Genomic DNA, 24,706 nt, shown 5'->3' with positions numbered 1-24,706 from the left:
GCACGCACCATCGCACGGGCGTGCATGGGCCGTGCGTGTGCCGATCAGAATCGATAGTCCAGGCCCACGGTGAAGTAGCGCCCACGCAGGTCGTACTGGGTGAAGTCGTAAGGGGCGCGAATGCCCGGGAACGAGGCATCGACCGGCGGCTGCGTGTCGGCCAGGTTCTCGACCTTGGCATACAGGGTGAGCTTGTCGATCCCGGTGTATCCCAGATACAGGTCGAACTGGTTGTAGTCGCCCACGCGCGACTGCACCGCACTGGCCGCCGCGCTGGCCTTCTGGTCGTAGCCGCCGGTGTAGTACCAGGTCAGTGCGGCGCTGACGGTGCCCAGGTTCCAGTCCAGCGTGGTGGTGGCCTTGTTGCGTGGCAGCGACGGGCCGAGATTGCTGCCGGCGTAATCCTGCAACTGGCCACCGACCACGGTGGGGCGACGGTAATCGCGCACGTGGGTATAGGCGGTGTTGAGGCCAAAGTCGCCAGCTGCTTCGGTGCGCCAGCGCTGGCGCAGTTCCACATCGATGCCCGAGGTCGTCAGTTCGCTGAGGTTCTGGTAGCGGTTGTACACCGCCACCAGCGTGCCGCGCGCGTCGCGGATGACGTCGGCCGGGTCGTTGTTCTGCACGATGGTGGCGTTGTTGCCGGTGCCGACCAGATTCTCCAGCTCGATCTTGTACCAGTCCACGCTCAGGCTGGTGTCGGCCCATGGCGACAGCACCACGCCGAGGTTGTAGCTGCGCGTGCGCTCGGGCTCGAGCGCGGTGTTGCCGACGGTGAAGAAGGTCGGGTTCTGGCGCGAGCCCGGCACGTCCGGATCGAACGGGTCGACCACCGAGCCGTAGGAGATATTCGTGCTGGCTGCATTCTCCGACAGCGAAGGTGCGCGAAATCCGCGCGAGGCGGCCGCGCGCACCAGCACGGCGTCCAGCGGTTGCCAGCGCAGGCTGGCCTTGGGCGAAAACGCCTCGCCGAAATCGCTGTAATGATCGCCGCGCCCGGCAAGCTGCAGTTCCAGCGACTGCAGCAGCGGCAGGTTGACCTCGGCATACAGCGCCGACACCCTGCGCTCGCCATCCACCGCGGCAATGGCAGGGCGGATCTGCAGGCCCTGATCGATCTGCCAGGGATTGCGCGAGACCAGTTCCTCCTGCCGCCACTCGGCGCCGGCGGCGAACCCGACGCTGCCGGCCGGCAGCTCGAACAGGTTGCCGGACACCTTGGCATCGACGCCGCGCAGCGTCGATTGCGCCGGGCGCAAGGTGCTGAGGTTGATGCCGTCGATCACCGACTGCGGCGTGGCCGATGGATCGAACAGGTTGTAGCTGCCGTCGGCCAGCGCCTGCGCCAGGGTGAAGCGATTGGCGAAACCGCCGGAGACGGTCTCATGCTCGGTGCTGCGCGCGGCGAACGCCGCCGCTTCCCAATCCCAGCGCTCGGTCTTGCCGCGCACGCCGCCGAGAAAGCGGTAGGACTGCGAGCGATTGGTTTTGACCGTCTGGCCCAGGTCGAAGAAGGTGTATTCGATCGGCACCGCGCTGCCGTACGGGTTGTACGGGCTGGAGGCCGGCAGCAGGTTGGACACCGGCTCGGCCAGCCCGCTGCTGGCGTTCAACGCAAAGCGGCCGCCCTCCAGGGTGAAGTACGGGCTGGAGCCGAAGATCGACACGCCCTTGACCTCGCTGTAGAGCGCCTCGCCGAAGGCTTCGACGGTGTCGCTGAGGCGGAAGGTGGCGTTGGTGTAGGCCTGATAGCGCTTGGTCGAGGGGATCAGCGTGGTGAACGGGGCCTGGTTGAAGCCGCAGGTGTCGCCGGCCAGGCCGTCGATCGGTGCGCTGGCGGTCAATACCGTCCCGGCGGGGCAGTTGCCTTGCGGATCCAGCATCGGCACCGAGCGGCCACCGACCAGGTAACGGGCGCCCTTGGCCGACCAGCCGTTCCAGCGCCCGCCGGGCAGGTCGGTGTAGATGCCCGAGCGGGTCAGCGCGCGCTGGTCCTGATCCAGCCGGTCGCGGTTGTAGGCGTCGAAACTGAAAAGGATGTTGTAGCCGTCGCGGTCAAGATCGCCGATGCCGCCGATGAACTTGGCACGCTGGGTGTCCATGCCGCCCTGATCGGAGCTGCCGCCGCTCACGCCCAGCTCGACACCCTGGAAATCCTGCCGGGTGATGATGTTGACCACGCCGGCCACCGCATCGGAGCCGTATACGGCGGAGGCGCCGTCCTTGAGCACCTCGATGCGTTCCACCGCCACCAGCGGCAGCGCATTGAGGTTGACGAAGGTGTCGCCCAGGCCATTGGCAGGAAAGCCGTAGTTGGCCAGGCGGCGTCCGTTGAGCAGCACCAGCGTGTTCTTCTGCGACAGCCCGCGCAGGCCGATGCCCGCCGAGCCGGAGGCCCACCCGTTGTTGGTGGTTTCGTTGGTGGCGTTTCCGGTGTTGGCCGAAATCGCGCGCAGCGCGTCGGCAACGGTGACCTTGCCGGACTGCTCCAGCTGCTGGCGGTCGATCACCTGCACCGGGTTCGGGCCTTCGCTATCGGTGCGCTTGATGTTGGAGCCGGTGACGCTGACGGTGGCCAGGGTCTTGCCCGCGCCAGGTGTCGCGTCATCGGCATGGGCGAGGGGAATCAGCGCGGACAGAACGGCAGCGGACAGCAGATAAGGCATCGGGCGCTTCACGCACGGCCTCCATGAATGGGGGTGCTGCAGTGGGCCACGCGCAATCGATTAACAAAAATTACAGATCTGCATAGAGATATGACGCGCGGTGACACACGCCGGCGGTCCGAAACGGTAGGCGCGCCGGACCGCATGTGAGCGCATGGATCGGGCGTGGCGCTCAGGCGTGACGCGGCCAACGCCTGCTCTGGTTCACGCAAGGTCGATGCACCGTGGCGCTGTGTCGCCGCGATCGGAGCAGCCGGCAGGCACCAGCGCACTTACAATGGCGCGCATGGATATCTTCAAAGTCTTCACGCTCGAGGCCGCGCATCGGCTTCCCAATGTGCCGCCCGGCCACAAGTGCGCCCGTTTGCACGGGCATTCGTTCCGGGTCGAGCTGCATGTCAGCGGCGAACCCGGTGCCGAGACCGGCTGGATCATGGATTTCGGCGACATCAAGGCCGCCTTCCAACCGATCTACGACCGCCTGGACCACCATTACCTCAACGACATCGAGGGGCTGGAAAACCCGACCAGCGAGCGGCTGGCGATCTGGATCTGGAACCAGCTCAAGCCGGCGCTGCCGCAGTTGAGCGAAATCGTGGTGCACGAAACCTGCACCTCCGGCTGCCGCTATCGCGGCTGATCACGTAGCGCAGTCTGCGACCCAAGGCCGCCTCCCGGGCGGCCTTGCCATTTCTGCGGCACGGATAATTGATTGATTCCACGCGATTTTCCGGGCGATTTCGGAAATTTTCAGCAAACGTGTTGCATCGCAGCAATATCCGCGTATGCTGCAACGCAACAAACGGTCACGGCTTTCCCCGAGGGGTTCGCAATGTCGGCGCAGTTCGAAAACAGCTTCACCAGTCAGTTCGCCTCTGTCGCAGCACGTGCCAACCAGTTGGCATTGGACACGCTGGAGCAGAACGTCAACGCAACCACCACGTTTTTCGGTGAGTTTGCGCAGGCACGCGACCTGGGTGCCTACCAGACGCTCTGGCCAAAAGGCCTGCAGCTGGCCCGCGACAACCTGGAACGCCTGGCTTCGGCCAATCAGGAAGTGGTTGGGATGGGATTGAAGATGTCCAGCGAGCTTGGACAGTTTGCAAAGCAGCAGTTCGACACCGGCAGCGAACAGGCCGGCGCAACAGGCAAGAACCGGCGCAGGTAACGGCCGCCAACATTCAGCGTCTTTGCATGGGTCCCTCCCCCCATGCAATCCGGCCCGACAGATCCCTCCCTCTGTCGGGCTTTTTTATTGCTTTCTGTGCGGGCGTCTTCGATCCAGCGCCGGCATGCGGGCCGCCGCAGTCAGCGTACCGGAGCCGGGTGCACGGGAACGACGGCGTACCGCCCATTTGCCGGAAGTGCAGGCGCGGCGAGCTGAAGCACGGCCCTGATCTCTGCGACAGCGCGCGCGCGGGCCGCAGCCCGGGCCGATGAAGAGCCTGTCCGCAACAGCAGAACATGCAATGACCGCCTCTAACTAGGCTGGCAGCTGCAGTCCTTGCGCCTGGCGGGCGGCGTCGGCATCGGGTGCCCAGCGGATCCGGCCCCAGCACGGCATCGCCAGGCGCTGGTGCAGCATGCCGATGTTCTCCTCGATGCGCTCCATCTGCGGGTCGATCTCGTTGGCGATCCAGCCGATGCAGTCCAGCCCGTCGGCGGCGATCGCCGCAGCGGTCAGGCGCGCGTGATTGATGCAGCCCAGCCGGATGCCGACCACCAGCACCACGGGCAGCGTGAGCGCGCGCACCAGGTCGGCCTGGTCCAGCTCGGCACTCAACGGCGCAGCCCAGCCGCCGACACCTTCCACCACCACCACCTCGGCCTGCGCACGCAGTTGCGCGAAGGCCTGGGCGATCGGCTCCAGCGCCAGGGTCACACCGACATCGGCGGCAGCCAGTTCCGGTGCCAGCGGTGCCGGCAAGGCATAGGGATTGAGGGTGGCGTAGTGGGGTTGCGGGGCACTGGCGGCCTGCAGCGCCAGCGCGTCCTCGTTGCGCCAGCCCTGCGGTGTGTTTTCGCAACCGCTGGCCACCGGCTTCATGCCCACCGCCGTGCGGCCTTGCGCGCGCAGTGCGTGCAGCAGCGCGGTGCTGGCCATGGTCTTGCCGATGCCGGTGTCGGTGCCGGTGACATACAACGCCGGAAGCTGCATGCGTCTGTTCCTGCGGCCGCGCCGCGGTTGCCGTGGGGGCGCGCAGCATAGCGTGCGGATCCGAACGCGCGGCTGAGTCGCAATGCCGCTGCGGACGGCCGCTGCTAAACTTCGGCCATGTTCGCCACCTCTTCGCTGACCGGCAGCAAGCCGGAACAATACGCCCAGCTCACCGCCCAGGCCCAGGCACTGGTGCACGGCGAGCCGGATCGGATCGCCAATGCCGCCAACCTGGCTGCGCTGATCTTCAATTCGCTACCGTCGCTCAACTGGGCGGGCTTCTATTTCTACGACGGCCGCGAGCTGGTGGTGGGGCCGTTCCAGGGCTTGCCGGCCTGCGTGCGCATTCCGCTGGACAAGGGCGTGTGCGGCGCGGCCGCCAGCACCCGGCAGAGTCAGCGTATTGCCGACGTGGATGCCTTCCCCGGGCATATCGCCTGCGATTCGGCCTCGCGCTCGGAGCTGGTGATCCCGCTGGTCAAGGGCGATGTGCTGATCGGCGTGCTGGATCTGGACAGCCCGGAGCTGGATCGCTTCGACGCCGACGATCAGCGCGGCCTGGAAGCCATTGCGCAGGTCTTTGTCGGCGCGCTGACGTGACCACCGAACGGCTGCGCAACATCGGCCCGAAAAGTGCAGCGTGGCTGCGCCAGGTCGGCCTGCGCACGCAGCAGGATCTGCAGGCGGTAGGCGCGGTGGGCGCATTCGTCAAGGTGCGCCGCGCCGGCTTCAAGCCCAGTCTCAACCTGCTGTATTCGCTGGAAGGCGCGTTGACCGACTGCCATTGGCAGGACGTGCCGGAAGCGCGCCGGCATGCCTTGCTGGCCGAATACGAAGCGGCGAGCGCGCTGTTGCCGGTGCGCGGCCGCGCGGTCGCCGGGCCGGTGGAAACCGTGCACTACGCACGTGCCGATAACGACGACACACATGGCGACCTGATCGAGGCTGCCGACGACGCTGCGGACCTGGGCCAGACGCACGACGACTGAGCGCCTGTGCCGGGTGGCCGCCGCCGCATGCGTGCGTCGCCAGCGCTGCGATCGGCGAGAGCGCACCTGTTGATGCCCAGCGCGGCGTCGCTTCGATCGCCTGCTTGATGGAGTGTCGTCAACGCGCCGCTGCATCGCGCAACGTCGGTGCCAGCGATGCACCCAGCGTCTGGCCATGGCTGAGGCCGGGCAGCGGTCGGTACTCGGCGGTGAGGCCCGGTAACGCCGACAGCAGCGCTACGAGGTGTTGTGCGGCACGTGGATCTGCACGCGGCCGCCCCGGACGATCCGGTCTTGCAGGGTTCGCCGGTGCTCCGCCCTCGCCTGCCAGCAGCGTCAGACGACGCGTGGCTTGCTGTATGTCTGCCGAGGCGTCCCAGGCTTGCTCGACCACTCGCTGCGCCTGCTGCACGATAAACCCATCGCCCCACCACAGCGACGGATCGACCGCGACATAGTGCTGGAACAGCTGCGGCTGCGTCAGCACTACCTGCAGCACGAACAGCCCGCCATACGAATGGCCCCAGAGCGTCTGCCGCTGACGATCCACCGCCACGCGCGCTTCCACCTGCGGGCGAATACGTGTGGCGATCAGCTGCGTGAATGCCGCCGCACCGCCGGTCCTGCGCTGTGGATTCAGCGGATCGGTTTCCACCCGCCCGTCGTCGTAGCGCGCAGGCGTGTAGTCCAGGCTGCGCCCCACCGCATCGATGCGCAATGCGCTGTCGTCGGCGATGAACACCAGCACCGGCGCATCGCCGTGGGTGGACAGGCTGTCGAGCAGGCGCTCATCCAGTTCCATCAATGCCGCATTGCCATCCAGCAGATACACCACCGGATATCCCGCCGGCGGTGGCGCCGCTTTGGGGGTGGCAATGCGCACGCGGTAATGGCGTTGGCCATCGGCCGAATCCAGGCGCACTGCGCTGAAGACATACGAGGCACTGGGGCGATCGGCGACAGTGCTGCCGATCGTGCGGCTCAGGTCCGGCTGTGCGAAAGCCGGCACCGTGCCGACGATCCACGTCAGCACGCCGGCACAGGCAAGCCACCAGGAATCATGTCGCGTCACTGCATGTTCTCCTCGTCGTGCGCCCACGTTCGCGCGCGCTGCCGCATTGCTGTCAGAAACCGAAACTCAGGCTCGCCCAATACGCGCGACCGGGCTCGTTGTGGGTAGCTGCACCCGCTGCACCGCTGGTGTTGTTGGTGCCTTCGCGGAACAGACGGGTGTCGAACAGGTTGTCCACACCGACGCCCACGCTGACCTTGCGGGTGATGCGGTAACGCGCACTGACGCCCCACAGATCGTAGGGGTCGCGCGAGTCGGGGGCGATGGCGCCGCCGCTGGTGCTCGATTGCGTGGCCGATTCCTGTTTGCCGTAGAAGGTGCCGGTGAGCAGCAACGACAAGGCCTGGGTCGGTTGCCAATCCAGCGTGGTGTTGACCGTGTATTCCGGGATCACCGACAGCGGCTGATCGGTGGCGGTGTTCTTGTTCTCGATCATGTAGGTGACATTGGTATTCCACTTCAACACGCGGCCCTGCTCGCCCAGCAGCGGCAGGGTGAGATTGCCTTCCACCCCCTGCACGATCGCTTCCGATGCGTTGGTCCACTGGAACACCTGCCCGCGCCGGTCGACCGTGACCCCGACCGGCACCATTCCGGCGACGATCTTGTCGTCGTAGGCATTGTGGAAATACGTCAGCGAGGCATGGTGACCGGTCTGCGGCGCCCACTCGATGCCGATTTCCTTGTTGATGCTGGTCTCCGGATCGAGATCGTCGTTGCCCTGGATATAGCAGCCCGAGCCGAGATTGGGGAACAGCACCGGGCAGCCATTGCCGCGCGTGTAATACAGATAATTGGCGTTGGACTGGTACAGGTTGGGTGCCTTGAAGGCGCGCGCGATGCCGCCCTTGAGCAACCAGTCTTCGCTGAGTTTGTACTGCACGTTGAGGCTGGGGCTGAGGTTGTTGCCGAACTGGCTGTGGTGATCCAGCCGCACACCCGGGGTCAGCGTTAGCCGCTCGCTGGCGTAGATGTTGTCTTCCAGATACACCGCGCTGAGCGTGGCCTCGCTGCGCGGGCTGCGCGTGCCATTGGCAAGACCGGGAAAGCCGCCGCCGGCGCTCACCGTCTGCGACATCGAATACGCATCGCTGAGGCGGCTCTGGCGGCGCTCGAAGCCCAGCGTCAGCACCTGCTCGGCCCAGGCCTGCAGCGGCAGGTTGAACTCGCCGTCGATGTTGAGATTGTCGAGCGTGGCGGTGGAGTTGAGCAGGCTGGCGGCAATGGAGCCTTCCGGCCCGCCGGCCAGGCCTTCGTTGAGGCGGGTGTTGTCGGTGCCTTCATAGGCGGCGGTGAGGCGCGAGGTGCCGAGCGCCCAGGTGCCGCGATGGGTCAGCGAGGCGGTGCGGCGGATCATGGTGTTGGTTTCGCTGCCGAACAAGGCGCCCAGGTCGGCACCGGCCAGGCCATCGGCGCTGACCGCACGATCGCCGGCATACAGATTGCCCTGGCGGCTGACGCCGGCATCGAGTTCGATCACCTGGCCTTCGACCGGATCCCAGCGCAGCAGGCCGTTGATGTCCTTGTTGCGCACGCCCTCGCGCCCGGCCGGCGGCACCGCGGCGGCACTGCTGGCAAAGCGGCGATTGAGCTCCAGCGAATCCGGATCGGTCTTGTTGAGGTTTCCATACAGGCGGAAGGAGAACGTATCGCTCAGCGGTCCGCTGAGCTGGAAGCCGGCACGCTGGCCGCCGCCTTCGGCACTGTGCTGCGGCACCAGGCCGAACATGCTCATCGAGCCGGTCAGATCGCCGGTGGGCTTCTTGGTGATGATGTTGACCACGCCGCCGGAGGCACCGGAGCCATAACGTGCCGCCGCCGGGCCGCGCAGCACTTCGATACGCTCCACCGCTTCGGCCGGTACCCAGTTGGTGTCGCCGCGCGTATTGCGCTCGCCGCTGCGGCCCATGCGCACCGCATCGCGCGATCCCACCGGTTTGCCATCGACTAGAATCAGCGTGTTTTCCGGGCCCATGCCGCGCAGATCGATCTGGCGATTGTTGCCGTACTGGCCGGAGGCACTGTTGCCGGTGAGGTTGACGCCCGGCATGGTGCGCAGCAACTGCGACAGATCGTTGACCGGCGGACGCCGTTCGATGTCCTCGGCGGTGATGACCGATGACCCCAGGGCCTGGCGGGCGATCTGCGCGGCGGTGACGTGCACGGTGTCCAGCGACTGCGGCTCGGCCGCGGCGTCTTCGGCCGATGCGCTGCAGATGCCGCTGCCACAGCCGAGCGCAATGGCCAGCACCAGCTGACGGTGGGACAACACGGGCCGACGTGCAGACGCAGACATCCATGACCGGCGTGATGCGGACATTCTCAAACCTCTCGACAGGCGATGGACCTCTGGCGACGGCTTGAGGTGATACGTGGGGAAGCTGCGTGCAGCAGGCGCATGATGTGCTTGCCAGGCGCTGACGCAGTCAAAATTGTCCGCACATTCTACACGGATGCGATTCATTCTCAAATGGAACGAACGCGCTAGCGGAGCGGCATGCGGCACTGGCGGAACCAGAGCAGCGCTTTGTCGCAAGGCGCTGCGCACCACTGCAGACAGGTGCGCATGCCGGCTGGCTTACGCTGCCGGTTTCATGCCTGCGACGTTGATCCAGGGCGGCGAGCCGAGTGCGGCATTGCTGCTGCAAGCCATGCTGGACGCTGCCTACACCCGGTGTCGATCCCCTTGCGCGTTCTGCTTCAAGGCAAGCAGCTCGCGCATGTCATCCATGATCGCCACCGCCCCGGCGCTGTGCACATCGAAGCCGCGCAGATAGCCGTAACGCACCATCGCCAGCGGCATCGCCGCGGCGTTTGCCGCCGCCGCATCGGTGGCCGAATCGCCGACCATCAGGCACTGCTGCGGGGTGAGCCGGAACTGGCTGGCTAGGTGCAGCAGCGGCGCCGCATCGGGTTTGCGCTGCGGCAGCGAATCGCCACCGAGCACGCTGCTGAAATGCGCAGCGATGCCAAGATGCTCCAGCAGCGCCGCGATGAAGCGCGCGGGCTTGTTGGTGCACAACGCCAGCGTGGCACCGGCCTGGCGCAGGCCAACCAATGCCTCGGCAACACCGGGATAGAGCTGCGGGTTGTGCAGCAGGCTGGCCTGGTAGTGACGCATCATCACCGGCATCTCGGTATCGGCATCGTGCGTGCCGCCGGCTTCGCGCAAGGCGGTGGCGAGCAGCACGTGCACTCCTTCACCGATCCAGCTGCGGATCGTCGCCTCGCTGAACTGCTGCAGCCCGAGTTCCTGCAAGGTGGCATTGAGCGCTTCGGCGATATTGGGTGCGCTGTCCACCAGCGTGCCATCCAGGTCGAAGATCACCAGCGGATACGGAAACATGCGCACAGTCTCGTTGGGGGAGCGGCCTGCAGTGTACGAGCGACGGGATTCAGGGCGCGTCACCGTGGCGCACTGCGGATGCTCAATGCAGGCGCCGATGCAGGTGCGCAGGCGCGCGTGGTTGCCGTCATCGCTGCACGCTGCACGCCACGTACGCAGCAACGCGGGTACGGCACGCGCACTCACTGTGCCTGCGGCATCTCGCCGAACAACTCGCCCTGCACCGCGCCCGCTTCCGCGTCGCTGAAACCGCTCAAGCCCACACCGACCAGGCGATAGCGCGTGTCGTCGGGCAACTCCACGCGCCGGGTCAGCGCCAGCGCGATCTCCGCCAATGCCTCCAGCGAGGCCGGTGGCTGATCCGGCGTGTAGGAACGGGTCAGGATGCGAAAGTTGGAGGTCTTCAACTTGAGCACCACGGTGCGCCCGATACGCTCGGTGCGGCGCGTGGCCAGCCAGGTCTTCTCGGCCAGGCGCAGGATGTGCGGATCCAGTGCCTCCAATGCGATGTCCTCGCTGAAGGTATCTTCCGAGGACACCGACTGCACCTCCTGATCCGGCTCGACCGGGCGTTCGTCGATGCCGCGCGCGCGCCGGTACAGGCTCTGCCCGAAGCTGCCGAAATGGGCCTGCAGTTCTTCCAGGGGGCGCAGCCGCAGATCGGCCACGGTGACGATGCCCAACGCCGCCAGCTTGCCATCCATCACCTTGCCCACGCCGGGAATGCGGTTGACCGGCAGCGGCAGCAGGAACGCATCCACGCGACTGGGCGCGATGACGAACTGCCCATCGGGCTTGCGCCAGTCCGAGGCGATCTTGGCCAGGAACTTGTTCGGTGCGATGCCGGCCGATGCAGTGAGCCGGGTTTCCTCGCGGATCTGGGTGCGGATCAGCTGCGCGATTTCGGTGGCCAGCTGCATGCCGGTCTTGGCCTGCGTGACGTCCAGATAGGCCTCGTCCAGGGACAGCGGCTCGACCAGATCGGTGTGGCGATGAAAGATCTCGCGCACATGCCGCGACACCGCCTTGTAGCGCGCGAAATCCGGCGGCACGAATACGGCATCCGGACACAGGCGCTCGGCACGCAGCGCCGGCATGGCCGAACGGATGCCATAGGTGCGCGCTTCGTACGAGGCCGCGCACACCACCGAGCGCGCACCGCGCCAGGCCACCACCACCGGCTTGCCACGCAGCGATGGGTCGTCACGTTGCTCCACGGACGCGTAGAACGCATCCATGTCCACGTGCACGATCTTGCGCATCAAGCTGGCATCTCTCCGAAAGCGTACCGGCAATGATAAATCAGCCGCGTCTCACGCCTTGCGCCGGCTCAGGCAGCCCGGGCGCGAACGGACGCAAGCGTCGGCAGGACGCGCCACTGCGTCTTTTTTTCCCAGCGTCCCGCCCCGAGTACGCACGCCTGGCCGCGCTTGGCCGAAGGCCGTCGCCTGCGCTCGCTATTGTCGGCACAACGCGCTTGCCGCACTGCGCGCGCGGCTGAAAACAGCACGCATGCGTACGGATAAAACGTTTGATTGAACCGCGCGCCCTCATGCACCCTTGCCCGCCTCGCCTTTCGCTTCTTGCAGGAAACGTTCGTCATGACTCGTCAAAGTGCGTACTCGCGCGACCAGCTGCTGGCCAGCGCGCGCGGGGAATTGTTCGGGCCCGACAGTGCCCGCCTGCCCAACGATCCGATGCTGATGTTCGACCGCATCACCGAGATCAGCGACAGCGGCGGCGCGCACGGCAAGGGGGTGATCCGCGCCGAACTCGACGTGCGCCCGGACCTGTGGTTCTTCGGCTGCCATTTCATCGACGACCCGGTGATGCCCGGCTGCCTGGGCCTGGACGCGATGTGGCAGCTGACCGGCTTCTTCCTCACCTGGATCGGTGCCGCAGGCCGCGGCCGCGCACTGGGCTGCGGCGAGGTCAAGTTCACCGGCCAGGTGTTGCCCAGCGCCAAACTGGTCAGTTACGAAATCGATGTCAGCCGCGTGATCAACCGCAAGCTGGTGATGGCGCAGAGCGATGCACGCATGTTGGTGGACGGGCGCGAAATCTACACGGCCAACGATCTGCGCGTGGGCATGTTCACCTCAACGGAGAATTTCTGATGCGTCGTGTCGTCGTCACCGGAATGGGCATCACGTCCTGTCTGGGCAATGATCTGGACACCGTCTCCAGCGCCTTGCGCGAGAGCCGCTCGGGCATCACCGCATTGCCCGATCATGCCGAGGCCGGCCTGCGCAGCCAGGTGGGCGGCGCGGTGGCGCTGGATCTGGACAGCCTGATCGACCGCAAGCTCAAACGCTTCATGGGCGATGCCTCGGCCTACGCCTATCTGGCCATGCGCGATGCGATCACCGATGCCGGACTGGATGCCGAGCAGGTCAGCGCCCTGCGCACCGGCCTGATTGCCGGCTCCGGTGGCGGGTCCAGCCAGTGGCAGGTGGAAACCGCCGATCTGCTGCGCAACCGCGGCGTGCGCAAGGTCGGCCCGTACATGGTGCCGCGCACGATGTGCTCGTCGGTCTCCGCCTCGTTGGCAACCGCGTTCAAGATCCGCGGCCTGAGCTATTCGCTGTCGGCGGCCTGCGCGACCTCGGCGCATTGCATTGGTGCGGCCGCCGATCTGATCCGGCATGGCGCGCAGGATGTGATGTTCGCCGGCGGCGGCGAAGAACTGCACTGGACCATGAGCGTGATGTTCGATGCGATGGGCGCGTTGTCCACCGGCTTCAACGACCGCCCGGCGGTGGCCTCGCGCCCCTACGATGCGCAGCGCGATGGCTTCGTCATCGGCAGCGGCGGTGGCATGCTGGTGCTGGAGGACTACGACCACGCCATCGCGCGCGGCGCGCACATCCATGCCGAATTGCTCGGTTATGGCGTGACCTCCGATGGCGCCGACATGGTCGCGCCCAGCGGCGAAGGTGCGGTGCGCTGCATGCACATGGCCATGCACGGCCTGACGCAGCCGATCGACTACCTCAACACCCACGGCACCTCCACGCCACTGGGCGATGTCACCGAACTGGGCGCGGTGCGCGAGGTGTTCGGCGACAACGTGCCGCCGCTGTCCTCGACCAAGGCACTGTCCGGCCACTCGCTGGGCGCCGCCAGCGTGCACGAGGCGATCTACAGCCTGCTGATGCTGCGTGACGGCTTCATGGCCGGCTCGGCGCATATCGACGAACTCGACCCGCGCGCCGAAGGCTTCCCGATCCTGCGGCAGACCCGGGACGCCACGTTGAATACGGTGATGTCCAACAGCTTCGGCTTCGGCGGCACCAACGCGGCGCTGGTGTTCGGCCGGTTGTAGTGGCACGGCGCAAGGCGCCGCGCGGAACCGGAAATTGGGGGCGGTGTGCCGAGAGCGCACGCTTGGCACTCCCCGCTCCCGATCCCCCAATCCCGGCTCAGCCGGCCATGCCGTTATGCCGCAACAGCGCATCGATGCTCGGCGCGCGCCCACGGAAAGCGCGGAAGTTGTCGGCCGCGCTGCGGCTGCCGCCACGCGACAACACTTCATGGCGAAAACGCGCGCCGGTGTCGGCCACCTGCTCGGGCGCTTCCTCGAAGGCAGCGTAGGCATCGGCGCTGAGCACCTCGGCCCACTTGTAGCTGTAGTAACCGGCCGCGTATCCGCCAGCGAAGATGTGGCTGAACTGGTGCGGGAAGCGATTCCATGCCGGCGGGCGGTTGACCGCCACCTCGTCGCGCACGCGCTCGATCAGCTGCAGCACGTTGTCCTGGGTCGGGTCGAAGCTGCTGTGCAGCTGCATGTCGAACAACGCGAACTCCAACTGGCGCACGGTGAACATGCCGCTCTGGAAATTACGCGCGGCCAGCAGCCGATCGAACAGGTTGCGCGGCAGCGGCTCGCCGGTCTGCACGTGCGCGGTCATCGCCTGCACGCGCTCCCATTCCCAGCAGAAGTTCTCCATGAACTGGCTGGGCAGCTCCACCGCGTCCCATTCCACGCCGTTGATGCCGGCCACGCCCAGTTCGCCGATGCGCGTGAGCAACTGATGCAGGCCGTGGCCCATTTCATGGAACAGCGTGGTGACTTCGCCATGCCGGAACGTGGCCGGGGCATCGCCACTGCCGCGGCCGAAGTTGCACACCAGATACACCAGCGGCGTCTGCACGCCATTGGCGGTGTCGCGGCGGTTGCGGCAATCGTCCATCCACGCACCGCCCCGCTTGCCTTCGCGCGCGTACAGGTCCAGATAGAACTGGCCGACCAGCGCGCCCTGCGCATCTTCCAGGCGATAGAAGCGCACGTCCTCATGCCAGACCGGCGCACGATCGAGCTTGACGGTCAGGCCATACAGGCTGTGGATCACATCGAACAGGCCGGCCAGCACCTTCGGCTCGGTGAAGTACTGCTTCACCTCCTGCTCGGAGAAGCTGTAGCGCGCCTGCTTGAGTTTTTCGCTGGCGTAGGCCAGATCCCAGGCCTGCAGTTCGTCCAGGCCCAGCGCATCGCGTGCAAAGGTTTCGAGTTCGGCGCGATCGCGTTGCGCATACGGCTTGGCGCGCACCGCCAGATCGCGCAGGAAGCCCATCACTTCGTCCGGGCTTTGCGCCATCTTGGTGGCGACCGAATACTCCGCGTAACTGGCAAACCCGAGCAGCTGCGCCAGCTCGGCGCGCAGGGCCAGAATACGATCGATATTGGCGCTGTTGTCCAGCGCCGCATCGCCGAACTCAGAGGCGCGCTCGGCGTTGGCGCGATACAGCCGCGCGCGCAGTTCGCGATTGTCCGCATCGGTCTGCACCGGCAGGTAGCACGGCATCTGCAAGGTGAGCTTCCAGCCCGGCACGCCGTCCTTTTCGGCGGCGGCGCGTGCCGCGGCGACCACTTCGGCCGGCAGGCCGGACAGCTCGCTTTCGTCTTCGCTCACGTACGACCATGCATCGGTGGCATCGAGCACGTTCTGCGAAAACTTGGCGGCCAGCGCGGACAGTTCTTCCTGGACCTGCGCAAACCGGGCCTTGGACGCGTCATCCAGCTCGGCACCGCCGAGGCGGAAATCGCGCAGCGCGTTTTCCAGCACCTTGCGCCGCGCGGCGTCGTAGTGCGCCGCTTCCGGCGCGTCGGCCAGCGCCTTGTACTGCGCGTACAGCGCCAGGTTCTGCGCCAGCGCACTGCCGAAGCGGCTGAGCTTGGGCAGGTTGCTGTTGTAGGCCTCGCGCAGCTCCGGCGTGTTGACCACCGCCTGCAGATGGCCGACCTGGCCCCAGGCGCGCCACAGCCGCTCGGTGGCATCGTCCAGCGGCACCACGAAGCTGTCCCAGCTGACCGGGCTGACCTGCTCGGCCGCTTTCACTGCGGCCTCGGCGTCGGCCAGCAGTTGATCGATCGCTGGGCCCACGTGCTCGGGGCGGATCGCATCGAAGGACGGCAGTCCGGACAGGTCGAGCAGCGGGTTGGTCATGGGGCGCTCCGGCAGTGGACTGGATCAGGAATCAGGATGAGGTGCTGGCAGAGGTTGCGATACGCAACGGTTTTGCCAGCGGCGTGCAGGATATGGCGGTCATTCCAGCGCTGCACAAGGCAGCGCCGGCAAGTCGCCGCCGTTGACGGCGATGGCAATGGCCGCATCACTGTCGGTGACGTCGATCTCGCGCGCCGCGTACCAGGCCGGGTCGTAGTAGCTGTGCGCGTAGCGCTCGCCGGCATCGCACAGGATGGTGACGATGGAGCCGCTGCGGCCGGCCTGGCGCATGCGCTGGGCGGCCTGCAGCACGCCGACGAAGTTGGTGCCGGTGGAACCACCGACGCGGCGGCCGAGCGTGGCGCTGACATGGCGCATCGCCGCCAGGCTCAGGGCGTCGGGCACCTTGATCATCATGTCCACGCAGCTGGCGATGAAGCTGGACTCCACCCGCGGGCGGCCGATGCCTTCGATGCGCGAGCCGCCGGTGATGGCCAGCTCCTTGGGGCACTGCCCGTCCACCGCGCGGCAATAACCGTCGAAGAACACCGACACTTCCGGGTCGGCGCACAGGATGCGGGTGGCGTGGCGCCGATAGCGCGCATAGCGGCCCAGCGTGGCGCTGGTGCCGCCGGTGCCGGGGCTGCAGACGATCCAGTCGGGAATCGGATGCGGCTCCTCGGCCAGCTGCTTGAAGATCGATTCGGCGATGTTGTTGTTGGCGCGCCAGTCGGTGGCGCGCTCGGCGTAGGTGAACTGGTCCATGAAATGGCCACCGGTCTCGCGTGCGAGCTGGTGCGAGGCACTGTCCAGATCGCAGGCACGTTCGACCAGATGGCAGCGGCCGCCCTGGAACTGGATCGCGGCGATCTTTTCCGGCGAGGTCGACGCCGGCATCACCGCGATGAAGGGCACACCCAGCAGCCGCGCGAAATAGGCCTCGGAAATGGCGGTCGAGCCACTGGACGCCTCGATCACCGGCCGCCCCGCACGCAGCCAGCCGTTGGTCAGCGCATACAAAAACAGCGAGCGCGCCAGCCGGTGCTTGAGGCTGCCGGTCGGGTGGCTGGACTCGTCCTTGAAATACAGGTCGATGCCCGGAAAGCCCGGCAGGTCCATCGGAATCAGGTGGGTGTCGGCCGAACGGTTGAAATCGGCCTCGATCTTCTGGATGGCGGCGGCCACCCACTGGCGCTGCGACATGGCAGGACTGTGCGGCGAAGGAAGCGCCAATTCTACCGCTGCCTGGCGCGCGGCCACGGCGGGCGGGTCATCGGGCGGACAGCTGGGCGCCGGTGCTATGCTGGCCGCACCTGTCCGCCGCCCTGACTGCCCGTGCTGCGTTGCCTGCTCCGCCTGCTGCTGTGCCTGTGCCTGGTTGCCAATACGGCCACCGGCGCCTGGGCGTCGGTGGGCATGGCGCTGCCGGCCATGGCCTCGGCCGGGACGGCGTCGGCCGCAGCGATGGCGCACGCGGCGATGCCGGCCGCGTTGCCGTGCCATGAGGACACGCAGCCACCCGTTGCGGCGCATACCCCGGACCAGGCCAAGCACGCGCACGCGGCCGATTGCTGCAAGCTGGGCAGCTGCGATTGCCTGCAGCACTGCAGCCTCGCCCTGCTGACCCTGCCTGCGGTGCCCGCCGGCCTGCCTGGCCGCCATACGCTGCCTGCCACCCTGGCCGAAGGGCGCGGCAGCCCGGTGCCCGAGCAACCGGTTCGACCTCCCATCGCCTGAGCGCCGACGGCCTTGGCCGTCCTCGGTCCCGCGCGTGTTGCGTGGGTTTCCCAGCGATGCATGCGCCCGCCTTCGTGGGTGGGCCGCAGTGGAGATGCCATGTCTTTCGATCCAACTTCTTTCGATCCACCCTCCAATGGGGGCCTGAGCCGACGCCGCTTCGTGCAAGGCCTTGCCCTGGGCGGCGTTGCCGCCACCGGCGGGCTGTGGCGCGGCGCTGCACGTGCCGCGCCCCCGGCGACGCCCGAGTTGCGCGGCAGCAACCAATCGCTGCAGATCGGCCGCATGCCGGTCAACCTCACCGGGCGCACGCGCCGCGCCATCACCGTCAACCAGAGCCTGCCGGCGCCCACGCTGCGCTGGCGCGAGGGCGACACGGTCAGCGTGCGCGTGCGCAATGCGCTGGCCGACCAACCCGCCTCGGTGCACTGGCACGGCCTGTTGCTGCCGGCCAACATGGATGGCGTGCCGGGGATGAGTTTCGACGGCATCGCGCCGGGCCAGGAGTATCACTACCGCTTCGCGCTGCGCCAGTCCGGCACTTACTGGTATCACAGCCATTCGATGTTCCAGGAGCAGGCTGGCTTGTATGGCGCCATCGTCATCGACCCGCTGGCGCCGCCGCCGTATCGGCACGACCGCGAGCATGTGGTGCTGCTCTCGGACTGGACCGACCTGGACCCGGCCGCGCTGTTCCGGCGGCTCAAGCAGATGCCCAGCCACGACAACTACGCGCAGCGCACGGTGGGCGATTTCCTGCGCGATGCGCGCGAAGAAGGCCTGCGCGCGACACTGGCCGATCGCGGCATGTGGGGGCGCATGCGCATGACCCCGACCGACCTGTCCGACGTCAACGCCAACACCTATACCTACCTGCTCAATGGCGTCGCCCCGGCAGGCAACTGGACCGGACTGTTCACCCCCGGCGAGAAGGTGCTGCTGCGTTTCATCAACGGCTCGTCGATGACCTACTTCGACATCCGCATCCCCGGCCTGCGCATGACCGTGGTGGCCGCCGACGGCCAGTACGTGCATCCGGTCAGCGTTGACGAGCTGCGCATCGCCGCCGCCGAAACCTTCGACGTGCTGGTCGAACCCATCGGCCAGGATGCGTTTACGTTGTTCGCGCAGGACATGGGCCGCACCGGTTTCGCCTGCGGCACGCTGGCGGTGCGGCAGGGATTGCAGGCGCCGATACCGGCGCTGGATCCGCGCGCGATCCTCACCATGCAGGACATGGGGCACGGCGATGGCATGGCGCATGCAGGTCACGCCATGCACGATGCCGACACGACGCACAGCGACCCGCATGCAGCGCACGCGATGGCGATGCCGATGCCGACCGCGCAGATGCACGGGCATGCAAGCGGCGATGCGCAAAGCAAGACACCGCACCACCATGCCAGCGAACAGGGCAATCCCTTGATCGACATGCGCAGCAATGCCACCGCGCCGCGCCTGGACGACCCCGGCGTTGGCCTGCGCGACAACGGCCGCCGGGTGCTGTGCTACGCCGACCTGCACAGCCTGTTCGAGGATCCGGACGGCCGTGAGCCCGGGCGCGAGATCGAACTGCATCTGACCGGGCATATGGAGAAATTCGCCTGGTCGTTCGACGGCATCGCCTTCGCCTCGGCAGAGCCCTTGCGGCTGCAGTACGGCGAGCGGCTGCGCATCGTGCTGGTCAACGACACCATGATGCAGCACCCCATCCACCTGCACGGCATGTGGAGCGATCTGGAAGACGCCGACGGCAACTTCCAGGTGCGCAAGCACACCATCGACATGCCGCCCGGCACGCGCCGCAGCTATCGCGTGCGCGCCGATGCGCTGGGCCGCTGGGCCTACCATTGCCATCTGCTGTACCACATGGAAGCGGGCATGATGCGCGAAGTGCGGGTGGAGGCATGAGCGCACTGCATACGCAACACGTGGCGCTGCTCGCACTACTGCTGAGCGCATCGGCTGCTGCACAGGAGCATCAGCATGCAGCGATGGCGTCATCCGCGCATGCCGATGACGCGCATGCAATGCAGATGGCTGAGCAGGCAACGGGTTCCCAGCCGCAGACATCCATCGCGACAGAGACATCGCCGTCATCCGCGCAGGTGAGCGCAGATGCAATGCAGATGGATCATGCGCATCTGCACCACGTGCAGCACTCCAGCACCACATCGGCATCGGCATCGGCATCGACAACCGCTGCTGACGGCACGCCTGCGCAACGCGCGGTACACGCCGACGTTTCGGCAGTGCCGACATCGACGCACCACGCCGGCATGCAGCACGCCGATGTCCAGCATGCCGTACACCAGACCTCCGCCGATCCACACCTGGACCCCACCCTGCAATCACAGGTAGACAGCGACCACGACGCGATGGAGCACGCGTCGATGGAGCGCGCGTCCATGGAGCATGCGTCGATGCAACATGGACAGGCGCAGCACGGGGCGATGGATCACGCCGCGATGGAACACGCGCCGCATCCCGAAGCAACCACGCAAACACCGGCATCACCCACCGCCAGCGCAGTGCCACGCATGCCGATCCCCGAGCCCACGGCCGAGGAAATCGCTGCGGCATTCGCACCCCTGCAGCACCATGCGATGCACGCGCCAGGCATCAATCACTACGTCCTGCTCGATCGGCTGGAAGCCTTCGACACCACGCGTGGCAGTGGCCAGGACTGGGAAGCACGCGCCTGGATCGGTGGCGATATCGACCGGCTCTGGTTGCGCAGCGAAGGTGAGCGGCAGGACGGGCGCACGCAGGCCGCATCGGTGGAGGCGTTCTATGGCCACGCCATCTCGCCATGGTGGGATCTGCTGGTCGGTGCACGCCAGGACATTGGGGCGGGCGAGCATCGCAGCTGGGCCGCCTTCGGCGTGCAGGGACTGGCACCCTACAAGTTCGAGACCGAAGCCACGCTCTACGTCGGCAGTGGCAGCCGCGCCGCCTTGCGGCTGGAGGGCGAGTACGAGGTGCTGCTCACCAACCGGCTGATCCTGCAACCGCGTGTGGAAGCCAGCATCGCCCTCACCGATGATGACCGGCGCGGCGTCGACAGCGGCCTGGAGCAGGTCGAGGTCGGCCTGCGGCTGCGCTACGAGATCACCCGCCGCTTCGCGCCCTATATCGGCTGGGTGCACAGCCGCAGCTTCGGCGACACCGCCCGCCGCGCTGCGATCGACGATGAGCCTGCACGCGACAGCCGGTTCGTCGCCGGCGTGCGCATCTGGTTCTGAGACAGCCGGTGTGCGCATGGGCCTGGCCATTGGGATTCCAATGCAGGCCCATGCCACGCGCTTGACCAGCGCAAGTCGTGCTGTCGCGCGCGATCGATCGGAGCGCGACGCCAGATCACCGATGCGCACCCTGCAGACATACCGACAACCCCTGCCCCGCTACCATCGGCACCCAGCGCAGCCCGACCTGCCACCACATTCCACCGAGGAGACCACAATGCCCTTGACCGACCTGCAACACGTCCCCGGCGCCAGCGCCGCACCTGCCGACACCGCCGGCTTCGTGTTCAACCACACCATGCTGCGCATCAAGGATGCGCAGCGTTCGCTGGATTTCTATACGCGCGTGCTGGGCTTCCGCCTGCTGGATGCGCGCCATTTTGCCGATGCGCAGTTCAGCCTGTACTTCCTGGCCCTGCTGCCCGACGGCACCGCGATCCCCGACGACGATGCCGCGCGTCGGCTGTGGATGGCCGGCATCCCCGGCGTGCTCGAACTCACCCACAACCACGGCACCGAAACCCAGGACGGCCCGGTCTACCACGACGGCAACAGCGACCCACGCGGCTTCGGCCACATCTGCATCTCGGTACCGGACATCCACGCCGCCTGCGCGCGTTTCGACAGCCTCAACGTGCCGTACCAGAAACGCCTGGAAGACGGCCGCATGAAGCACCTGGCCTTCATCAAGGACCCGGACGGCTACTGGGTGGAGATCATCTCCAATACGCCGCTGGCGTAACGCATAACGCCGCATGGCAAGGTGCCCGGAGTTCCCGGGCACCGACGATTTCAAGCATTACGCTACCGGCACTTGCCACCAAACGCCGCGCGCGAACAGGCTGCGCCAGCGGAGACCACCGCCCACGCATGTGTCCGCGCGCCATGCACCCAGATGCGGGTGCCATCGTGCGCCACGACGCCGGGCGGGACATCGCCAGCCATTGCGGCGCCGCTCAGCGCCGAGGCCGCCACCGCAATAAACGCTTTCATGGATTCCTTCCCCTGGAAACAGCGTCGCATTGCGTGTCCCCCACGCAATGCGACATGGCACTGTCAGATCGCGCGGACAGCGATCAACCGCACAGTGCTTTGGTCCATCAGACAACGGTCCGCAGTCGGCTAGAACGCTCAGTTGCGGGCTGAGTGTGAGCGCATCGTGCGCACTTGGCAGTCGGGGCGGTCCCCACATCTGTCGGGACCGCCCCGGAAGTGGCGCTTAGCTACGCATGCAGCAGTCCGCCGTGACTGCGCTGCCACTGGCGCGGCGGGCGCAGTGCGGCAAGCGTGCGGACCAGTTCGCGGTAGGTCCCGGCCAACTGTGCAAACAGGCCTGCATCGCTGTAGCGGGTGTCGGCCACTTCGAAATATGCGCCGCGGCCCAGTTCGATGAAGTAGTCGACGCTGAGCCGGCGGCGCTGCGCGATCCCGGGAAACAGGCCTGCAATCAGCAGGCATTGATCTCCGATGTCGCGCAATGCATCCGCCCGCAGACTGCCGGTCTGGTCCTGCGCGTGCAGCCAGGCCAGCGCCTGGGTGCGCGAGACCAGCTGCGCATCGCGCTGCAGGCGCAGCAGCACGAACACCAGATAGTGCTCGCGCGATTCGTCCAGCGGATGTGCGATCCGCTGCCCGGCCTCACGTACCAACGCCTGCCACAACTCGGCCGGCGCGCCCTGTTTGAAAGACTCGTGCATACGTCCTCCTGCGTGATGGGACCCTCGCAGCAAGCGTATGCATAACCTGGGCCATCGCGTTGGCAGCCGGACCGGTCGTCTGCCAATCTTCCATCGCTGCCGCACCGATAGCGTCCTGCGCCCGCTGGCGCGACCCGATGACCCTCAACCTGTGGGTCATGGCGACGCATGCCGCCGCACCGTCGCCCGATACCAGGGCGCAACCAAGGGGAGGCTGGCCAGACGCGGCGGGCAGTCGTCTGCAGGTGAGGTGGAGAACCGCCATGCACGCGGGTGGATTCTTTAGCTGGCAGCAACTGCGCTCGCGTTGCACCGAGCGCAGCCCTTCGATCAGCTGCGCCTACCTACTCCACCGTCACCGACTTGGCCAGGTTGCGCGGCTTGTCCACATCGGTGCCGCGCGCCAGTGCGGTGTGATATGCCAGCAGCTGCACCGGGATGGTGTGGATCACCGGCGACAGCACGCCGGCATGGCGCGGGGTGCGGATCACGTGCACGCCTTCGGATTCGCTGAAGTGGCTGTCCTGGTCGGCGAACACGAACAGCTCGCCGCCGCGTGCACGCACTTCCTGCATGTTGGATTTGACCTTCTCCAGCAGGCGGTCATTGGGTGCGATCACCACCACCGGCATCGCCGCGTCCACCAGCGCCAGCGGGCCGTGCTTCAACTCGCCGGCCGGATACGCTTCGGCGTGGATATAGGAGATTTCCTTGAGCTTGAGCGCGCCTTCCAGCGCGATCGGGTAATGCAGGCCGCGGCCGAGAAACAGTGCGTTTTCCTTGACCGAGAAACGCTCGGCCCAGGCCATGATCTGCGGCTCCAGATTCAGCGCGTGCTGCACGCTGCCGGGCAGGAAACGCAGCTGCTCCAGATAGTCCGCCTCTTCGGCGTCGCCGATGCGCCCCTGCAATTTGCCCAGCACCATGGTCAGCTGGAACAGCACCGCCAGCTGGGTGGTGAATGCCTTGGTCGAGGCGACGCCGATCTCGGCACCGGCACGCGTGTAGCAGACCAGTTCGCTGGCGCGCGGGATGGCGCTTTCGGGCACGTTGCAGATCGACAGCGTGTGCAGATGCCCCAGCGACTTGGCGTATTTCAGCGCCTCCATCGTGTCCAGCGTTTCACCGGATTGGGAGATGGTGACGATCAGATGTTTCGGGTTGGCGTAGGCGGCGCGATAGCGGTACTCGCTGGCGATCTCCACGCTGCACGGCAGCCCGGCGATCGCCTCGATCCAGTAGCGCGCGGTCATGCCGGCGTAATAGCTGGTGCCGCAGGCCAGGATCTGCACGCCTTCGATGTCGCGCAACACCGCTTCGGCAGTCGGGCCGAACAGGGACGCAGGGAAGCCCTTGGCATCGATCGCCGCTTCGATGGTATCGGCCAGCGCACGCGGCTGCTCGTGGATTTCCTTCTGCATGAAATGGCGGAACGGGCCCAGTTCCAGCGATGCCAGCGACACATCCGACAGGTGCAGCGGGCGCTCGACCGGCGCGTCGTTGCCATCGAAGATGCGCACGCCATCGCGGCGCAGGTCGGCGGTGTCGCCCTCTTCCAGGAAGATCACCTGGCGGGTGGCCTGCACGATGGCCGAGACATCGGAGGCGACGAAGTTCTCGCCCTCGCCCACGCCGATCAGCAGCGGGCAGCCCATGCGCGCGCAGACGAAGCGCTCCGGTTCGGCCTGGCTCATCACCGCCAGCGCATAGGCACCAGTGAGCTCCTTGACGGTGCGCTGCAGCGCGGTCAACAGGTCGCCTGCGCTGCCCAGATGGTGATGGATCAGGTGCGCGATCACTTCGGTATCGGTCTGCGACTCGAAGGTGTAGCCGAGCGCGCGCAGCTTCTCGCGCTGCTGTTCGTGGTTTTCGATGATGCCGTTGTGCACCAGTGCCACGCCGTCACTGATGTGCGGGTGCGCATTGGCCTCGGTGACGCCGCCATGGGTGGCCCAGCGGGTGTGGCCGATGCCCAGCGTCGCGCCGAACCGCTCGGCCTGCGCCGCCTGCGCCATCTCCGCCACGCGCCCGGTGCGGCGCACGCGGCGTACCTGCGCGCCATCGAGCACGGCGATGCCGGAGGAATCGTAGCCGCGGTACTCAAGGCGCTTGAGTCCTTCGATCAGGACCGGGACCACATCGCGCCCGGCGATCGCTCCGACAATGCCGCACATAGGACAACCCTTGAGGACGAAGCCGGGCATTTTAGCGTGTCCGCTCTTGTCCGCTGCATGACCGTGCCCGGACAGCGTGTCCGCAGCAGTGTCCGCGGACATTGCGGACACTGGCCGCAAACATCTAAAAGCGAATGCATTCAATGACTTGGAGGTTGGCACACGTCCTGCTTTA

21 protein-coding genes are annotated in these 24,706 nt (G+C 66.7%); 10 read left to right on the top strand and 11 right to left on the bottom strand.

Features of this window, described 5'->3' with window-relative positions:
• Positions 1 to 44: 44 nt before the first annotated feature.
• On the bottom strand, positions 45 to 2,666 hold the full coding sequence (locus EO170_RS18065) for a TonB-dependent receptor (protein WP_126947109.1): 2,622 nt from the start codon (positions 2,664 to 2,666) through the stop codon (positions 45 to 47).
• Positions 2,667 to 2,952: 286 nt separating this feature from the next.
• Here EO170_RS18065 and queD point away from each other — a divergent pair, with 286 nt between their 5' ends.
• Positions 2,953 to 3,306 carry a 6-carboxytetrahydropterin synthase QueD gene (queD, locus tag EO170_RS18055; protein WP_039529685.1) on the top strand — a complete coding sequence of 118 codons (354 nt, stop codon included), beginning with the start codon at positions 2,953 to 2,955 and terminating at the stop codon, positions 3,304 to 3,306.
• A 192-nt stretch (positions 3,307 to 3,498) separates the two neighbouring features.
• Positions 3,499 to 3,834: a phasin family protein gene (locus tag EO170_RS18050; RefSeq protein ID WP_104583276.1), complete on the top strand. Its 336-nt coding sequence runs from the start codon at positions 3,499 to 3,501 to the stop codon at positions 3,832 to 3,834.
• 315 nt (positions 3,835 to 4,149) lie between these two features.
• On the opposite strand, the gene bioD is transcribed toward EO170_RS18050, so the two are convergent.
• Positions 4,150 to 4,824: a dethiobiotin synthase gene (bioD, locus tag EO170_RS18045; RefSeq protein WP_126947106.1), complete on the bottom strand. Its 675-nt coding sequence runs from the start codon at positions 4,822 to 4,824 to the stop codon at positions 4,150 to 4,152.
• A gap of 117 nt (positions 4,825 to 4,941) precedes the next feature.
• Between bioD and EO170_RS18040 the strand changes: the two genes are divergently transcribed.
• The gene (locus EO170_RS18040; RefSeq protein WP_126947103.1) at positions 4,942 to 5,424 is read left to right on the top strand and encodes a GAF domain-containing protein; all 483 of its coding nucleotides are present in this window, start codon (positions 4,942 to 4,944) and stop codon (positions 5,422 to 5,424) included.
• On the top strand, positions 5,421 to 5,813 hold the full coding sequence (locus EO170_RS18035) for a TfoX/Sxy family protein (RefSeq protein WP_104583274.1): 393 nt from the start codon (positions 5,421 to 5,423) through the stop codon (positions 5,811 to 5,813). The genes EO170_RS18040 and EO170_RS18035 overlap by 4 nt, the downstream gene beginning before the upstream one ends.
• Positions 5,814 to 5,931: 118 nt before the next feature.
• On the opposite strand, the gene EO170_RS18030 is transcribed toward EO170_RS18035, so the two are convergent.
• From EO170_RS18030 to dinB, 4 genes are all read right to left on the bottom strand, one after another.
• Entirely contained in the window at positions 5,932 to 6,846 is a 915-nt protein-coding gene (locus tag EO170_RS18030) for an alpha/beta hydrolase-fold protein (protein WP_126947237.1), read from the bottom strand.
• Between the two features lie 91 nt (positions 6,847 to 6,937).
• On the bottom strand, positions 6,938 to 9,181 hold the full coding sequence (locus EO170_RS18025) for a TonB-dependent siderophore receptor (RefSeq protein ID WP_126947100.1): 2,244 nt from the start codon (positions 9,179 to 9,181) through the stop codon (positions 6,938 to 6,940).
• Positions 9,182 to 9,550: 369 nt separating this feature from the next.
• Positions 9,551 to 10,231 (bottom strand): phosphoglycolate phosphatase, encoded by a 681-nt coding sequence (locus EO170_RS18020; protein ID WP_126947097.1) that lies wholly within the window; start codon positions 10,229 to 10,231, stop codon positions 9,551 to 9,553.
• A gap of 182 nt (positions 10,232 to 10,413) precedes the next feature.
• On the bottom strand, positions 10,414 to 11,493 hold the full coding sequence (gene dinB, locus EO170_RS18015) for a DNA polymerase IV (RefSeq protein ID WP_126947094.1): 1,080 nt from the start codon (positions 11,491 to 11,493) through the stop codon (positions 10,414 to 10,416).
• Positions 11,494 to 11,832: 339 nt separating this feature from the next.
• On the opposite strand from dinB, the gene fabA reads away from it, so the two are divergent.
• Positions 11,833 to 12,348 (top strand): 3-hydroxyacyl-[acyl-carrier-protein] dehydratase FabA, encoded by a 516-nt coding sequence (gene fabA / locus EO170_RS18005; protein WP_104649437.1) that lies wholly within the window; start codon positions 11,833 to 11,835, stop codon positions 12,346 to 12,348.
• Positions 12,348 to 13,556 carry a beta-ketoacyl-ACP synthase I gene (gene fabB, locus EO170_RS18000; RefSeq protein WP_126947087.1) on the top strand — a complete coding sequence of 403 codons (1,209 nt, stop codon included), beginning with the start codon at positions 12,348 to 12,350 and terminating at the stop codon, positions 13,554 to 13,556. Before fabA ends, fabB begins: the two co-directional genes overlap by 1 nt.
• Positions 13,557 to 13,653: 97 nt before the next feature.
• Here fabB and EO170_RS17995 read toward each other — a convergent pair whose 3' ends face one another.
• Entirely contained in the window at positions 13,654 to 15,678 is a 2,025-nt protein-coding gene (locus tag EO170_RS17995; RefSeq protein WP_115677882.1) for a M3 family metallopeptidase, read from the bottom strand.
• A 99-nt stretch (positions 15,679 to 15,777) separates the two neighbouring features.
• A complete protein-coding gene (locus EO170_RS17990) occupies positions 15,778 to 16,881 on the bottom strand; it encodes a PLP-dependent cysteine synthase family protein (protein ID WP_126947084.1) in 1,104 nt (367 codons plus the stop codon).
• A 132-nt stretch (positions 16,882 to 17,013) separates the two neighbouring features.
• Here EO170_RS17990 and EO170_RS17985 point away from each other — a divergent pair, with 132 nt between their 5' ends.
• The 4 genes from EO170_RS17985 (at position 17,014) to gloA (ending at position 21,402) form a co-directional block, all read left to right on the top strand.
• Positions 17,014 to 17,415, top strand: a complete 402-nt coding sequence (locus EO170_RS17985; protein ID WP_126947081.1) for a CopL family metal-binding regulatory protein — start codon at positions 17,014 to 17,016, stop codon at positions 17,413 to 17,415.
• Positions 17,416 to 17,493: 78 nt separating this feature from the next.
• Entirely contained in the window at positions 17,494 to 19,326 is a 1,833-nt protein-coding gene (locus EO170_RS17980) for a copper resistance system multicopper oxidase (RefSeq protein WP_206514037.1), read from the top strand.
• Positions 19,323 to 20,660: a copper resistance protein B gene (locus EO170_RS17975; RefSeq protein ID WP_126947075.1), complete on the top strand. Its 1,338-nt coding sequence runs from the start codon at positions 19,323 to 19,325 to the stop codon at positions 20,658 to 20,660. The genes EO170_RS17980 and EO170_RS17975 overlap by 4 nt, the downstream gene beginning before the upstream one ends.
• Positions 20,661 to 20,877: 217 nt before the next feature.
• Positions 20,878 to 21,402, top strand: a complete 525-nt coding sequence (gene gloA, locus EO170_RS17970) for a lactoylglutathione lyase (RefSeq protein ID WP_104583264.1) — start codon at positions 20,878 to 20,880, stop codon at positions 21,400 to 21,402.
• Positions 21,403 to 21,464: 62 nt separating this feature from the next.
• Here the strand turns inward: gloA and EO170_RS17965 are convergent, their stop codons facing one another.
• The 3 genes from EO170_RS17965 to glmS all read right to left on the bottom strand — a co-directional run bounded on the left by EO170_RS17965 (position 21,465) and on the right by glmS (position 24,531).
• On the bottom strand, positions 21,465 to 21,653 hold the full coding sequence (locus EO170_RS17965; protein WP_126947072.1) for a hypothetical protein: 189 nt from the start codon (positions 21,651 to 21,653) through the stop codon (positions 21,465 to 21,467).
• Positions 21,654 to 21,883: 230 nt separating this feature from the next.
• Positions 21,884 to 22,357, bottom strand: coding sequence for a hypothetical protein (locus tag EO170_RS17960; RefSeq protein ID WP_104649366.1), 474 nt, complete (start codon positions 22,355 to 22,357; stop codon positions 21,884 to 21,886).
• A gap of 344 nt (positions 22,358 to 22,701) precedes the next feature.
• A complete protein-coding gene (glmS, locus tag EO170_RS17955; protein ID WP_126947234.1) occupies positions 22,702 to 24,531 on the bottom strand; it encodes a glutamine--fructose-6-phosphate transaminase (isomerizing) in 1,830 nt (609 codons plus the stop codon).
• Between the last annotated feature and the right edge of the window lie 175 nt (positions 24,532 to 24,706).

The sequence above is a fragment of the Xanthomonas sp. BRIP62409 genome (assembly GCF_003992965.1).
In the GTDB taxonomy this organism is placed as follows: Bacteria; Pseudomonadota; Gammaproteobacteria; order Xanthomonadales; family Xanthomonadaceae; genus Xanthomonas; species Xanthomonas euroxanthea.
The sequence above is the reverse complement of the archived record's forward strand: the minus strand, read 5'-3'. Positions and strand labels throughout refer to the sequence as shown.

What these genes read in the sequence shown, in the direction of transcription:
- EO170_RS17975 (WP_126947075.1), top strand. Translation starts at nt 19,323, where the DNA reads ATGAGCGCACTGCATACGCAACACGTGGCGCTGCTCGCACTACTGCTG.
- bioD (WP_126947106.1), bottom strand. Translation starts at nt 4,824, where the DNA reads ATGCAGCTTCCGGCGTTGTATGTCACCGGCACCGACACCGGCATCGGC.
- dinB (WP_126947094.1), bottom strand. Translation starts at nt 11,493, where the DNA reads ATGCGCAAGATCGTGCACGTGGACATGGATGCGTTCTACGCGTCCGTG.
- EO170_RS17960 (WP_104649366.1), bottom strand. Translation starts at nt 22,357, where the DNA reads ATGCACGAGTCTTTCAAACAGGGCGCGCCGGCCGAGTTGTGGCAGGCG.
- fabA (WP_104649437.1), top strand. Translation starts at nt 11,833, where the DNA reads ATGACTCGTCAAAGTGCGTACTCGCGCGACCAGCTGCTGGCCAGCGCG.
- fabB (WP_126947087.1), top strand. Translation starts at nt 12,348, where the DNA reads ATGCGTCGTGTCGTCGTCACCGGAATGGGCATCACGTCCTGTCTGGGC.
- EO170_RS17990 (WP_126947084.1), bottom strand. Translation starts at nt 16,881, where the DNA reads ATGTCGCAGCGCCAGTGGGTGGCCGCCGCCATCCAGAAGATCGAGGCC.
- EO170_RS18065 (WP_126947109.1), bottom strand. Translation starts at nt 2,666, where the DNA reads ATGCCTTATCTGCTGTCCGCTGCCGTTCTGTCCGCGCTGATTCCCCTC.
- EO170_RS17965 (WP_126947072.1), bottom strand. Translation starts at nt 21,653, where the DNA reads ATGAAAGCGTTTATTGCGGTGGCGGCCTCGGCGCTGAGCGGCGCCGCA.
- EO170_RS18025 (WP_126947100.1), bottom strand. Translation starts at nt 9,181, where the DNA reads ATGTCTGCGTCTGCACGTCGGCCCGTGTTGTCCCACCGTCAGCTGGTG.
- queD (WP_039529685.1), top strand. Translation starts at nt 2,953, where the DNA reads ATGGATATCTTCAAAGTCTTCACGCTCGAGGCCGCGCATCGGCTTCCC.
- EO170_RS17995 (WP_115677882.1), bottom strand. Translation starts at nt 15,678, where the DNA reads ATGACCAACCCGCTGCTCGACCTGTCCGGACTGCCGTCCTTCGATGCG.
- EO170_RS18050 (WP_104583276.1), top strand. Translation starts at nt 3,499, where the DNA reads ATGTCGGCGCAGTTCGAAAACAGCTTCACCAGTCAGTTCGCCTCTGTC.
- EO170_RS18020 (WP_126947097.1), bottom strand. Translation starts at nt 10,231, where the DNA reads ATGTTTCCGTATCCGCTGGTGATCTTCGACCTGGATGGCACGCTGGTG.
- gloA (WP_104583264.1), top strand. Translation starts at nt 20,878, where the DNA reads ATGCCCTTGACCGACCTGCAACACGTCCCCGGCGCCAGCGCCGCACCT.
- glmS (WP_126947234.1), bottom strand. Translation starts at nt 24,531, where the DNA reads ATGTGCGGCATTGTCGGAGCGATCGCCGGGCGCGATGTGGTCCCGGTC.
- EO170_RS18040 (WP_126947103.1), top strand. Translation starts at nt 4,942, where the DNA reads ATGTTCGCCACCTCTTCGCTGACCGGCAGCAAGCCGGAACAATACGCC.